The 12912-nt window shown below is 70.9% G+C and carries 9 protein-coding genes and 1 tRNA gene; 2 read left to right on the top strand and 8 right to left on the bottom strand.

Translation table 11 applies throughout. The features are described 5' to 3' along the window. Window positions 1-207: 207 nt before the first annotated feature. On the bottom strand, window positions 208-1383 hold the full coding sequence (locus tag EV567_RS21360; protein ID WP_130442461.1) for a 4-hydroxybenzoate 3-monooxygenase: 1176 nt from the start codon (window positions 1381-1383) through the stop codon (window positions 208-210). Between the two features lie 240 nt (window positions 1384-1623). Continuing rightward, window positions 1624-1706, bottom strand: a tRNA-Leu gene (locus tag EV567_RS21355). 392 nt (window positions 1707-2098) lie between these two features. On the opposite strand from EV567_RS21355, the gene EV567_RS21350 reads away from it, so the two are divergent. Continuing rightward, the gene (locus EV567_RS21350) at window positions 2099-2869 is read left to right on the top strand and encodes an ABC transporter ATP-binding protein (protein WP_130442459.1); all 771 of its coding nucleotides are present in this window, start codon (window positions 2099-2101) and stop codon (window positions 2867-2869) included. Window positions 2870-2943: 74 nt separating this feature from the next. Next, window positions 2944-5472 carry an ABC transporter permease gene (locus EV567_RS21345; protein ID WP_130442457.1) on the top strand — a complete coding sequence of 843 codons (2529 nt, stop codon included), beginning with the start codon at window positions 2944-2946 and terminating at the stop codon, window positions 5470-5472. A gap of 61 nt (window positions 5473-5533) precedes the next feature. Here the strand turns inward: EV567_RS21345 and EV567_RS21340 are convergent, their stop codons facing one another. The 6 genes from EV567_RS21340 to eno all read right to left on the bottom strand — a co-directional run bounded on the left by EV567_RS21340 (window position 5534) and on the right by eno (window position 12893). Next, window positions 5534-6835 (bottom strand): class I SAM-dependent methyltransferase, encoded by a 1302-nt coding sequence (locus EV567_RS21340; RefSeq protein WP_130442455.1) that lies wholly within the window; start codon window positions 6833-6835, stop codon window positions 5534-5536. Between the two features lie 792 nt (window positions 6836-7627). Further along, window positions 7628-9013, bottom strand: a complete 1386-nt coding sequence (locus EV567_RS21335) for an NAD(P)/FAD-dependent oxidoreductase (protein WP_130442453.1) — start codon at window positions 9011-9013, stop codon at window positions 7628-7630. A gap of 473 nt (window positions 9014-9486) precedes the next feature. Further along, window positions 9487-10428: a Ppx/GppA phosphatase family protein gene (locus EV567_RS21330; protein ID WP_130442451.1), complete on the bottom strand. Its 942-nt coding sequence runs from the start codon at window positions 10426-10428 to the stop codon at window positions 9487-9489. Beyond that, window positions 10425-10970, bottom strand: coding sequence for a DUF501 domain-containing protein (locus tag EV567_RS21325; protein ID WP_130442449.1), 546 nt, complete (start codon window positions 10968-10970; stop codon window positions 10425-10427). The genes EV567_RS21330 and EV567_RS21325 overlap by 4 nt, the downstream gene beginning before the upstream one ends. A gap of 21 nt (window positions 10971-10991) precedes the next feature. Next, entirely contained in the window at window positions 10992-11468 is a 477-nt protein-coding gene (locus EV567_RS21320; RefSeq protein WP_130442447.1) for a septum formation initiator family protein, read from the bottom strand. A 138-nt stretch (window positions 11469-11606) separates the two neighbouring features. After that, a complete protein-coding gene (gene eno / locus EV567_RS21315; RefSeq protein WP_130442670.1) occupies window positions 11607-12893 on the bottom strand; it encodes a phosphopyruvate hydratase in 1287 nt (428 codons plus the stop codon). Window positions 12894-12912: the final 19 nt, after the last annotated feature.

Here is a 12912-nt window from a genome sequence, read left to right as displayed (position 1 = left end):
AGCGTGGCCTTGGCTCAAGAGTAATAGGTAGGCAAAGGATTGACCCTACTGCTTGGGGAGGATCTTTCCCTCGTCGTGCTGCGCAACACGCTATGTCCCCGCTTGATTCCCGGCATCGCCCGGCGTCATTCATGACCGTTCCGGTACACGTCCGGAACCGGTCGGAGATCACAGGCGCGCGCGTGGCCGGCGTCCGGGCTGCCGGCGTCACTCGAACGCGAAGCCGGTGTACGCCTCGGCGAGGTCGGTCTCGGCGGCGCGTGAGGAGGCCAGGCGCTCCAGGCGGGCGAGCTGGAGGCGGTCGTCGAAGGGGTCGCCGCCGGGGGCGCGGTGGAGGAGGGTCGTCATGTCGTGGGAGAAACGCTCGGCCTGCCAGACGCGGCGCAGGCAGGTGGCGGAGTACGCGTCGAGCAGTTCCGCCGAACCGGTGAGCCGGCGGTGGGCCAGGGCGCGCGCGAAGGTGACGACGTCGCCGACGGCCAGGTTCAGGCCCTTGGCGCCGGTCGGCGGCACGATGTGGGCGGCGTCGCCGGCGAGGAAGAGACGGCCGTGCCGCATGGGCTCGTGGACGAAGGAGCGCATGGGGGTGACCGACTTCTGGGTGATGGGCCCGCGCTCCAGCCGCCAGTCGTCGTCGGTGGCGAAGCGGCGCTCCAGCTCCGCCCAGATCTCGTCGTCGCTCCAGGACCGGGCGTCGGTGTCCCGCGGCACCTGGAGGTAGAGGCGCGAGACGACGGGGGAGCGCATGGACAGCAGGGCGAAGCCGCGGTCGTGGCGGGCGTAGACCAGTTCGTCGTGGAAGGGCGGCACGTCGGCGAGGACGCCGAGCCAGCCGAAGGGGTACGTTCGTTCGAAGACGCGGCCCGTTCCGGCGGGGACGGCCCGGCGGGAGACTCCCCGGAAGCCGTCGCAGCCGACGACGTAGTCGCAGACGAGGACGTCCTCCCGACCCTCGTGCCGGAAGGGGACGCGGGGGCGGTCGGTGCCGGCGTCCTCGACGGCGAGCGCCTCCGCCTCGAAGAGCAGCGGGCCGCCCTCCTTCGACTGCAGGGCGATGAGGTCCTTGCACACCTCGGTCTGCGCGTAGACGGTCACCGACCGGCCGCCGGTGAGAGCGGGGAAGTCCACCCGGTGGCGCCGCCGGGCGAACCGCAGCTCGATGCCGTCGTGGCGCAGCCCCTCCCGGTCCATGCGCTCGCCGGCGCCGGCCGCGCGCAGCACGTCCGTCGTGCCCTGCTCCAGGATCCCGGCGCGCTGGCGCTGCTCGACGTAGGCGCGGTCGCGGCTCTCCAGGACGACGGAGTCGATGCCGGCGACGTGCAGGAGGCGGGCGAGAAGCAGACCGGCGGGGCCGGCGCCGATGATGCCGACGGTGGTGCGCATCGGGCGTTCCCTTCGACGGGGCGTCGCCGCCACGGCGGGTCGGTGTTCACGCGCTTCATGGTTCACGCGTTGCACACGGTTCGCACAGTGAAGTTTTCTTCACTTATGCTGGACGCGAGTCTGGGCGCGTGGTCAGCCGGTGTCAATGGTGGTGCGCGCGGACGGCCCGTCGGCGGGTGAGGCCGTCAAGGCCTCCATGGAGGATGCAACGACACTGCACGTGTCGGCAGGCGTCGGAGATGCCCGGAACCGGACTTGAACCGGTACGCCCGCGAGGGGCAGCGAGGTTTAAGCTCGCCGTGTCTGCATTCCACCATCCGGGCAGGCCATGGGCTCCGCGCTGAAGCTCCGACCCTATCGGGACGCGCCCCTCGAACACCGGCCCAGCGAACCGATGTTGTCTTATTTTATTGAGGTCTGAGGGTGCATCAGCCCCGTGAACTGTCCATCCGCACTTGCCAGTAGCGTCCCCTGCGAGCATCGGCCCTGTATGCGGAATGACGGAATTTCACCGTACGAACGAGGGTGCTCCACCGGTTCTTGACGTTTGACCCTGCCGGGGTCGCGTGTCATCCCCAGGTATGACGTGGCGTGCTCCGGTCCGACCGAAGTCGGCCTTAGGAACCGGAACAACGGGTGACTACACGGCGGCAGAGGGCCGGGACGATGGTGCAGGTAACCCGGCACCACCCTCGTCCCGACAGGAGCCCCACCCGTGACCACTGCCCCTCTCGCCGACCGGACCACCGACGTGGCCGCACGCGCCACGGACCTGTCGAAGACGTACGGGGAGGGCGAGACCCGGGTGGTCGCCCTGGACCGGGTCTCCGTCGACTTCCGGCGGGCCGAGTTCACCGCGATCATGGGGCCCTCCGGCTCGGGCAAGTCGACGCTCATGCACTGCGTCGCCGGCCTCGACACCTTCTCCTCCGGCTCCGTGCGCATCGGCGACACCGAGCTGGGCTCCCTGAAGGACAAGCACCTCACGAAGCTGCGCCGGGACAAGATCGGCTTCATCTTCCAGGCGTTCAACCTGCTGCCCACGCTCACCGCTCTGGAGAACATCACCCTCCCGATGGACATCGCGGGCCGCAAGCCCGACAAGCAGTGGCTCGACACGGTCATCGAGATGGTGGGCCTGTCCGGCCGGCTCGGCCACCGGCCCTCGCAGCTCTCCGGCGGCCAGCAGCAGCGCGTCGCCGTGGCCCGCGCCCTCGCCTCCCGACCGGAGATCATCTTCGGTGACGAGCCGACCGGAAACCTCGACTCGCGCTCCGGCGCCGAGGTGCTGGGCTTCCTGCGCAACTCGGTGCGCGAACTGAAGCAGACGGTGGTCATGGTGACCCACGACCCGGTGGCCGCCGCCTACGCGGACCGGGTGGTCTTCCTCGCGGACGGCCGGATCGTCGACGAGGTCCACAGGCCGACCGCGGAGTCGGTGCTGGACCGCATGAAGCGGTTCGACACCAAGGGCCGCACGAGCTGACGAAACGTCACTCCCCTTGCCCACGGTGACTTGATCGCCTCCCCAACTCCGGACCACCTGGACTGAAGAAACCCATGTTCCGTACCGCCTTGCGCAATGTCTCCGCGCACAAGGCCCGGCTCCTGATGACCGTGCTCGCCGTGATGCTCGGCGTGGCCTTCGTGTCGGGGACCCTGGTCTTCACCAACACCATCTCCGAGGCGCTCCAGAAGAGCTCCGCCAAGGGCTTCGACCACGTCGACGTCGCCGTCACGCCCAGGGTCCCCGAGGACGAGGGCAACCGGATCAGCAAACTCCCCGACCTCACCGACGCGGTGCTCGACCGCAGCGCGCACGTGCCGGGCGCCGCCTCCGCCGTCGGCGTCGTACGCGGCTTCACCGCGATCGCCGGCAAGGACGGCAAGCTCGCCGGCGGCGGCTTCCAGTCGGAAGGCGGGAACTACTGGGGCGCGAAGGACGCGCGCTACCCGCTCGCCGAGGGGCGCGCACCCAAGGGCGACGGCGAGGTCCTCATCGACTCCGCGACCGCGAAGCGCACCGGGTACGAGGTCGGCGACACCGTACGGATCTCGGTGAACGGCCCCGTCCTCACCCCGAGGATCACCGGCGTGTTCACCACCGACGACGGCAATGTCGCGGCCGGCGGCAGCCTCGCCCTCTTCGACACCGCCACCGCGCAGAAGCTGTTCGGCAAGCCCGGCACCTACCACGAGATCGACGTGACGGCGAAGCCCGGCGTCAGCCAGGCCGCGCTGCGCGCCGCGCTGGACAAGGCGCTGCCGAAGGGTGTCTCGGAGACCGCCACCGGCGAGCAACTCGCCGACGACCAGGCGGAGATGATCACCCGGCAGATGTCCGGACTCAAGCAGACCCTGCTGGTCTTCGCCGGCATCGCGCTCTTCGTCGGCACGTTCATCATCGCCAACACCTTCACCATGCTGGTCGCCCAGCGCACCAAGGAGCTCGCGCTGATGCGCGCGGTCGGCGCCTCCCGGCGGCAGATCACCCGCTCGGTGCTGATCGAGGCGTTCGTGGTGGGAACGGCCGCCGCCGTGACCGGACTGGTCGCGGGCATCGGCATCGGGGCGGGGCTGCGCTCGCTCATCAGCTCGCTCGGCGCCGTCGTCCCGGCCGGGCCGCTGGTGGTCTCCCCCTCCACCGTCGGCACGGCCTTCGCGGTCGGCGTCCTCGTCACCATGCTCGCCGCCTGGCTGCCGGGCCGCCGGGCCGCGAAGATCCCGCCGGTCGCGGCGATGAGCAGCGTGCACACCCCGGCCACCGCCAGGTCGCTGGTGCTGCGCAACACGCTGGGCGCGCTGTTCTCCGCCGCGGGCGCCGCCGCCGTCCTGGCGGCGACCACCATGAAGGGCACCGACGGGCAGGCGCCCATGAGCATCGGCGCGATGCTCCTGGTGATCGGCGTCTTCATCCTGACTCCGCTGCTGTCGCGCCCGCTCGTCGCGGCCGCGGCCCCGGCCCTGCGCGTGTTCGGCGTCTCGGGCAAGCTGGCCCGGCAGAACGCGGTGCGCAACCCGCGCCGCACGGCGGCCACCGCCTCCGCGCTGATGATCGGCCTCACCCTCATCACCGGTATGACGGTCATGGCGGGCAGCCTCCAGAAGTCGATCGACAAGATGGCGTCGGCGGCGATCCGCGCCGACTACGTGGTGTCCATGGCGAACGGCAACGAGCTCTCACCGGACGTCGAGAAGAAGCTGAAGGACGTCGACGGCGTCACGGCCACCAGCCCGATGCGCAACGGCTACGCCCGGATCGACGAGGGAACCGAGTACCTGACCGGCGTCGACGGGCGCACGTTCGGCGAGCTGACCGACCTGAAGGTCGAGGGCGGCGCCTTCACGGTCCGCGGCGCGCAGGTCGTCGTCGACAGCGTCACCGCCGAGGCGCACGGCTGGAAGTCGGGCTCGGGGTTCACCGCCCACTACGAGGACGGCAAGTCGCAGCGGCTGACCGTCGCCGGCGTCTACGAGGGCAACGAGATGATCCAGGGCATCATCCTCGACAGCTCCGTGCTCTCCCCGCACCTGAGCGACCCGGCCGACATGCAGGTCTTCGTGAAGACCTCGGGCGGCGCTACGGACGCGGCGAAGGACCGGCTGGAGAAGGCCCTCGGCTCCAACCCGGCCGTGAAGGTCCGGGACAAGAAGGACCTCTCCGACGAGATCGCGAAGATGTTCACGCTGATGCTGAACATGGTCTACGGCCTGCTGGCCATGGCCGTGATCGTCGCGGTCATCGGCGTCGTCAACACCCTGGCCATGTCGGTGTTCGAGCGCTCCCAGGAGATCGGCATGCTGCGGGCGATCGGCCTGGACCGCACCGGCATCAAGCGGATGGTCCGGCTGGAGTCCCTGGTGATCTCCCTGTTCGGCGCGGTGCTCGGCATCGGGCTCGGCGTGTTCTTCGGCTGGGCGGCCGGTGAGCTGCTCGGGACGAGCATGGCGACGTACGAACTCGTCCTGCCGTGGGGCCGGATCGCCCTGTTCCTGGTGCTGGCCGCCGCGGTGGGCGTGCTGGCGGCGCTGTGGCCGGCGCGGCGGGCGGCGCGGCTGAACATGCTGGCGGCGATCAAGTCGGAGTGAGCGGTGCCCGAGGGACCCCGTCGCGGTGTGCGGCGGGGTCCCTCGTCGTCTCCCCGCGCCGTCAGTTCCAGGTGCGGGCGCGCAGGGGCATGCCGGAGGCGCCGGAGTCCGGGGTGCGGACGGCCAGGACCTGGTTGACGGAGATGCGGTTGCGTTCGAACGCGAGGGCGGACGCCGCCATGTAGAGGAGCCAGACGCGGGCCCGGCCGGGGCTGGTCAGGGCGGTGGCCCGCGACCAACCCGCCTCCAGGTTGGCGACCCAGCGGCGCAGGGTGAGGGCGTAGTGCTCGCGGATCGACTCCACGTCACGGACCTCGAAGCCGACGCGTTCCAGGTGGGTGACCGTGGTGCCGACGGGGGAGAGCTCGCCGCCGGGGAAGACGTAGGCCTCGATGAACGCGTCGAGGCGGTATTCGCTCTCGTCCCGCTGGGGGCGGCGGGCGATCTGGTGGTTGAGCAGCCGCCCGCCGGGGCGCAGGAGCGTGTGCAGGGCGGCCGCGTACTCCAGGTACTTCTCCGCTCCGACGTGCTCGGCCATGCCGATGGACGAGATCGCGTCGTACGGGCCGTCGGTGACGTCGCGGTAGTCCTGGACGCGGATCTCGACCACGTCGGTGAGGCCGGCGTCCGCGACGCGCTTGCGGGCGTAGGTCGCCTGCTCCCGGGAGAGCGTGACGCCGACGACGCGCACGCCGTGCTCGCGCGCCGCGTGGATCGCCATCGAGCCCCAGCCGCAGCCGACGTCCAGCAGGCGCTGACCGGGCGTCAGGCCGAGTTTGCGGCAGACGAGTTCGAGCTTGTCGTGCTGGGCCCGCTCCAGCGTGGCCTCGGGGGATCGTTCGGGGGACTCCCAGTAGGCGCAGGAGTACACCATGGACGGGCCGAGGACGAGTTCGTAGAAGTCGTTGCCCACGTCGTAGTGGTGGCTGATGGCGCGGCGGTCGGAGCGGCGGGTGTGGAGGTGGCCGGGGCGGCGGACCTCCTCCGGCGGCGGGGCGGGCGGCAGCGGCGGGCCGGCGAGTGCGAACAGACCGCGGACGGCCTCGCGGAAGCGGGGGTCGCGCAGGGCCTCGGTGAGGGGTCTCGCGTCCTCGTCCCGCTGCCAGACGGGGCCGGAGATGCGTTCGAGGGCGGTGTAGAGGTCGCCCTCGATCTCCAGGTCGCCGGCCACCCAGGCGCGGGCCAGGCCCAGTTCGCCCGGCTTGAACAGGAAACGGCGCAGGGCCCTGCGGTTGTGCACGACGAGGGTCGGCGCGCCGGGCGGGCCGGCCTGCGAACCGTCCCAGGCGCGGATGCGGAGCCGGAAGGGGGCGGCCAGCAACTGTTCGACGAGGGCGTGGAGCCGCGGAGCGGCGTCAGCCATGATGCACACCTCCGTGAGGGGTGATCCCGGAATGTCCTGACACCACGAAAGCACTTGCGGGGCTGTGTGCCAGCGGTTGGCTCCGCCGGTTGCGAAGATTTTTGCCCACCCACCCGCCCGACTCGCTCGGACACGGACCGCACCCCTCCGTGGGGCTACGCCCCACACCCCTGGCGGGGACACCGCCGGTCGCTTGCGCAGGGTTCGCCCGCCCGACTCGCTCGGACACGGACCGTGCCCCTCCGTGGGGCTACGCCCACACCCCGGCAGGGAGCTCCGCCCGTTGCGCAGAATCCACCCGCCCGACTCGCCCGGACATGGACCGGCACCCCTCCATGGGGCTACGACCACACCCCTGGCGCGGACACCGCCGGTTGGTTGCGCAGGGTTCGCCCGCCCGACTCGCTCGGACAGGAACCGTGCCCCTCCGTGGGGCTACGCCCACACCCCGGCAGGGGCCCCGCCGGTTGCGCAGATCCCGACCCGTCCGACTCGCCCGGACGCAGAACGCGCCCCTCCGTGGGGCTGCGCCCCACACCCCCGGCGGGGGCTCCGCCGGTTGGCTCGTCCGACTCGCTCGGATGCAGAACTTGCCCCTCCGTGGGGCTGTGCCCCACACCCCGGCAGGGGGCTTTGCCGGTTGCGCCGGCTTTGCCCGCCGTCCGACTCGCTCGGACGTGGACCGTGCGCCTCTGTGGAGTTACGCCCCACGTCCCCGGAGGGGCGGGTATGCGGAAGGGCCGCCCGCACCACGGATGGCGGGCGGCCCTTTCGGGGTTCTGGTGGGCGGGGTCAGGAAGCCTTGACCTCGGTCTTCTCCTGCTTGGGGGCCGCCGCGACCGGGGCCGGCTTCGCGGCCTCGTAGAACTCCTCGCGCGGGGACTCCAGCGCGCCGAGGGCGACGACCTCACGCTTGAGGAACATGCCGAGGGTCCAGTCCGCGAAGACACGGATCTTCCGGTTCCACGTCGGCATCGCCAGGCCGTGGTAGCCGCGGTGCATGTACCACGCCAGCCGGCCCTTGAGCTTGATCTTCATCTTGCCCATGACGATCATCGCGACGCCCTTGTGCAGGCCGAGACCCGCGACCGCGCCCTTGTTGGAGTGCGAGTACTCCTTCTGCGGGAAGCCCCGCATGCCGGAGACCACGTTGTCGCCGAGCACCTTGGCCTGGCGCAGCGCGTGCTGGGCGTTCGGCGGGCACCAGGCGTTCTCCACGCCGGCCTTGCGGGCGGCGACGTCCGGGACCTGGGCGTTGTCGCCGGCGGCCCAGATGTAGTCGGTGCCCTGCACCTGGAGCGTCGGCGCGCAGTCGACGTGACCGCGCGGGCCGAGCGGCAGGCCGTAGCGGCCGAGGACCGGGTTGGGCTTGACGCCCGCCGTCCACACGATCGTGCTGGAGTCGACCTCCAGTCCGTTCTTCAGGACGACGTGGCCGTCGACGCAGGAGTCCATCGAGGTGGAGAGGTAGACCTCCACGCCGCGGCCCTCCAGGTGCTCCTTGCCGTACTGGCCGAGCTTGGGGCCGACCTCGGGGAGGATCTTGTCGGCGGCGTCCACGAGGATGAAGCGCATGTCCTCACGGGACACGTTCTTGTAGTACTTGGCCGCGTCGCGGGCCATGTCCTCGACCTCGCCGATCGTCTCCGCGCCGGCGAAGCCGCCGCCGATGAAGACGAAGGTGAGCGCCTTGCGGCGGATCTCCTCGTCGTTGGTCGAGTCGGCCTTGTCGAGCTGCTCCAGGACGTGGTTGCGCAGGCCGATGGCCTCCTCGATGCCCTTCATGCCGATGCCCTGCTCGGCGAGGCCGGGGATCGGGAAGGTGCGGGAGACCGCGCCGAGCGCGACGACCAGGTAGTCGAAGGGCAGCTCGTACGCCTCACCGACGAGGGGGGCGATCGTGGCGACCTTGCGGTCCTGGTCGATGGTGGTGACCCGGCCGGTGAGGACCTCCGCCTTGGGCAGCACGCGTCGCAGCGGGACGACGACGTGCCGCGGGGAGATGTTGCCGGCGGCGGTTTCGGGGAGGAAGGGCTGGTAGGTCATGTACGACCGGGGGTCGACGACCGTGACGGTCGCCTCGCCGTAGCGCATCTTCTTGAGGATGCGCCGAGCTGCGTACAGGCCTACGTACCCACCGCCTACTACGAGGATCCTGGGACGCTCCGTGGTGCTCATGCCATCGAGTATCCACCCGCCTCAGGGGGGTAGCTCGTGCGCCCCTTCACAAGCTCGCTCAGGGTGTGTGCTATCCTCCGCGGCCCACGTGATCCAGATCATGGCGGCGAAGGGGAACCGGCAGCCGCCCCGCACCGTTGTCAATGCCGCGTGAGCTGCCTCTCCGGTGATGAACGACCCGGGTGAGGCCTTCGAAACACCTCTCCTCCAGCCCCTCGCGAAACGTCCAGCCGCGCGCCTTTTGAACATGTTCACAGGGCCGTTGGGCCCCCGGAAGGGCCAACCGGGGTCGATCCGCGCTCCCGCCGGACCCATTTCCTTGTGAAGAACTTCACGAAGTTTTTCGGGGCGGCTCCCCGGAGTGCGGAAAAGGGGCCCCGAAGAGCCCCTTCACCCCGCTCAAACGTTGTCCGCACTGCTCAGCGGAGTGCCACGGCAGCGACGCCGAGACCCCTCGCGAGCACCGGTTCAGCTCAGGCCACCGACCACGCGATGCCGTCGAGGATGTCGTGCTCGCTCACCACGACCTCCTCCGCTCCGATCCGGTCCATGATCGAGAGCAGTACCAGGGCGCCGGCGGCGATGACGTCCACCCGGCCCGGGTGCATCGACGGGACGGCCGCGCGCTCGGCGTGGGTGGAGCGCAGCAGCCACTCGGCGATCTCGCGGACCCGCTCACGCGGGACACGGGAGTGGTGGATGGCCGCCGAGTCGTACTCCGGCAGCTCCTGCGCGATCGCCGACACCGTCGTCACCGAGCCCGCCAGACCCACCAGCGTGCGCGCCTCGCGCAGCGGGACCGTCTCCTCGGCGAGGTCGAGGGCGGCCTCGATGTCGGCGCGTATCGCCGCGATCTGCCGCGCGGTGGGCGGGTCGCTGACCGCGCCGTCCACCACGAGGTGCCGCTCGGTCATCCGCACACAGCCGACGTCCACGGAACGCGCCGCCCGCACCCGGTCGTCGCCGACCACGAACTCCGTCGAGCCGCCGCCGATGTCCACCACCAGGTACGGCCTGGCCAGGTCGTCACGGCCCGTCAGTTCCCGCGTGGCCCCGGTGAAGGAGAACTCCGCCTCCTGGTCGCCGGAGATGACCTCCGGCTCCACGCCGAGGATGTCCAGCACCCCGCGCACGAACTCGTCCCGGTTCTCGGCGTCACGGGAGGCGGAGGTGGCGACGAAGCGCAGCCGCTCGGCGCCGTGCTCCTTCATCACCGCCGCGTACTCCCGGCATGCGGCGAAGGTCCGCTCCAGCGCCTCGGGCGCCAGCCGGCCGGTGCGGTCGACGCCCTGCCCGAGGCGGACGATCGTCATACGCCGGTCCAGCTCGAGGAGTTCACCCGTCGCGGGGTCCGCGTCGGCGACGAGCAGCCGGATCGAGTTCGTACCGCAGTCGACGGCGGCGACGCGGGTCACTGGGCCTCCCCCTCGCCGGACGGCGGCTCCGGCAGCGTCACGCAGGCGCCCTTGGCCCACCACCGGGGCAGCATCGCCAGCGCCTCGTCCCCGAGCGGGTTCACCCCGGGGCCGGCGGCCAGCGAGTGCGCCACGAGGACGTGCAGGCACTTCACCCGGTCCGGCATGCCGCCCGCGCTCGGGAAGCCCTTCAGCTCCTCGATCTCGTCGCGCCGCCGGACGTAGTCCTCGTGCGCGGCCCGGTAGGCGGCGGCGAGCTCCGGGTCCGTCCCCAGCCGCTCCGTCATCTCCTTCATCACGCCGTTCGCCTCCAGCGTGCCGATCGCGGAGTTCGCCTTGGGGCACGTCAGGTAGTAAAGCGTCGGGAAGGGCGTGCCGTCGGGGAGACGGGGGGCCGTCTCGACGACGTCCGGCTGCCCGCAGGGGCAGCGGTGGGCGATCGCGCGCAGACCGCGCGGCGGGCGTCCGAGCTGCTGCCGGAAGGCCTCGACGTCCGCGTCGGTGGGCTCGGTGCGCTCGGTGGTCGGCGGGGGCGTTTCCATGACTGTCTTTCTATCGTTCATTCACTGGTCGGCGGCGTCGGACTTGTCGACCCCGTCCCAGACGTTCGAGTACCAGGGGCGGTCGGCGGCGCCGAGGTCGGTACGGGACTTCCTGGCGGCGCCCGGGTCGATGACGACGAAGCCCGTCTCCCCCGGCATCACGTAGTGCAGCCGCTCCCGGATCCGCTGCTCGGCATAGGCGTCGTCCTGCCACCGTGCCTTGAGGTCGCGCAGTTCCTCCACCCGCTGCCGGGCCTGTTCCCGCTCGCGCTGGAGGTCGGCGATCTCCGCGCGCTGGGAGACGTACTGGCGCATCGGGTAGGCGAGGGCCACCACGAGCGAGCACAGGACGAGCGCGAGCAGGGCGGCGCGGCCGGTGAGGCGGGAGCGGCGGGCCTGCCGTTTGGTCTGCGAGCGGTAGACACGGGCCGCCGTCTGCTCGCCGAGCAGCCTGATCCTGGTCGTGGTGGAGAACCGGTCCCGGTCCCTCACGGACATGTCCCGCCTCCCGTCTCGTCCCGCGTCGCACGTGTTCCGTCCCGCGTCACACGCGCGTACGTCCCCGCACACGGTACGGGACCGGGTACGGGGACGTACGTACGACGCTGCCTGAGGGCGTCAGGCCGTGGCCGCGTCTCAGTTCGTGAAGCGGAACCGGGGGAAGGCGCTGCGGCCGGCGTACACCGCGGCGTCGTCGAGGATCTCCTCGATGCGCAGCAGCTGGTTGTACTTGGCGACGCGGTCCGAGCGGGCCGGGGCGCCGGTCTTGATCTGACCGCAGTTCACGGCGACGGCGAGGTCGGCGATGGTGACGTCCTCGGTCTCGCCGGAGCGGTGGGACATCATGCACTTGAAGCCGTTGCGCTGGGCGAGCTCGACGGCGTCGAGGGTCTCGGTCAGCGAGCCGATCTGGTTCACCTTGACCAGCAGGGCGTTGGCGGCGCCCTCCTCGATGCCGCGGGCGAGGCGCTCGGGGTTGGTGACGAACAGGTCGTCGCCGACGAGCTGGACCTTGTCGCCGAGGCGCTCGGTGATGGTCTTCCAGCCCTCCCAGTCGTCCTCGAACAGCGGGTCCTCGATGGAGACCAGCGGGTACGCCTCGACGAGCTCGGCGTAGTAGTCGGTCATCTCGGCGGCGGAGCGCTCCTTGCCCTCGAAGACGTAGACGCCGTCCTTGTAGAACTCGGAGGCGGCGACGTCGAGCGCCAGGGCGATCTGCTCGCCGGGGGTGTAGCCGGCCTCCTTGACGGCCTCGAGGATGAGGTCGAGGGCGGCACGGTTGGAGTCCAGGTTCGGGGCGAAGCCGCCCTCGTCGCCGAGGCCGGTGCTCAGGCCCTTGCGCTTCAGCACCTTCTTGAGGGTGTGGTAGACCTCGGCGCCCCAGCGCAGGGCCTCGGAGAAGGACTCCGCGCCGATCGGGGCGATCATGAACTCCTGGATGTCCACGTTGGTGTCGGCGTGCGAGCCGCCGTTCAGGATGTTCATCATCGGCACCGGCAGCAGGTGCGCGTTGGGGCCGCCCAGGTAGCGGAACAGCGGCAGGTCGCTGGCCTCGGAGGCGGCGTGGGCGACGGCGAGGGAGACGCCGAGGATGGCGTTGGCGCCGAGGGAGCCCTTGTTGTCGGTGGCGTCCAGGTCGAACATGGCCTGGTCGATCAGGCGCTGCTCGGTGGCGTCGTAGCCGACGAGCTCGGGGCCGATCTGCTCGATGACGGCGAGGACGGCCTTCTCGACACCCTTGCCGAGGTAGCGGTCGGGGTCGCCGTCGCGGAGCTCGACGGCCTCGAAGGCGCCGGTGGAAGCGCCGGAGGGGACGGCGGCACGACCCGTGCTGCCGTCGTCGAGGCCGACCTCGACCTCGACCGTGGGGTTGCCTCGGGAGTCCAGGATTTCCCGGGCTACGACGACGTCGATGGACGGCACGAGCATCTCCTTCATGGGA

This window comes from Streptomyces sp. BK239, assembly GCF_004217285.1.
Lineage (GTDB): Bacteria > Actinomycetota > Actinomycetes > Streptomycetales > Streptomycetaceae > Streptomyces.
This window is presented reverse-complemented; position numbering and strand designations above follow the sequence as displayed.

What these genes read in the sequence shown, in the direction of transcription:
- EV567_RS21360 (WP_130442461.1), bottom strand. Translation starts at nt 1,383, where the DNA reads ATGCGCACCACCGTCGGCATCATCGGCGCCGGCCCCGCCGGTCTGCTT.
- EV567_RS21345 (WP_130442457.1), top strand. Translation starts at nt 2,944, where the DNA reads ATGTTCCGTACCGCCTTGCGCAATGTCTCCGCGCACAAGGCCCGGCTC.
- EV567_RS21340 (WP_130442455.1), bottom strand. Translation starts at nt 6,835, where the DNA reads ATGGCTGACGCCGCTCCGCGGCTCCACGCCCTCGTCGAACAGTTGCTG.
- EV567_RS21335 (WP_130442453.1), bottom strand. Translation starts at nt 9,013, where the DNA reads ATGAGCACCACGGAGCGTCCCAGGATCCTCGTAGTAGGCGGTGGGTAC.
- EV567_RS21325 (WP_130442449.1), bottom strand. Translation starts at nt 10,970, where the DNA reads ATGGAAACGCCCCCGCCGACCACCGAGCGCACCGAGCCCACCGACGCG.
- EV567_RS21320 (WP_130442447.1), bottom strand. Translation starts at nt 11,468, where the DNA reads ATGTCCGTGAGGGACCGGGACCGGTTCTCCACCACGACCAGGATCAGG.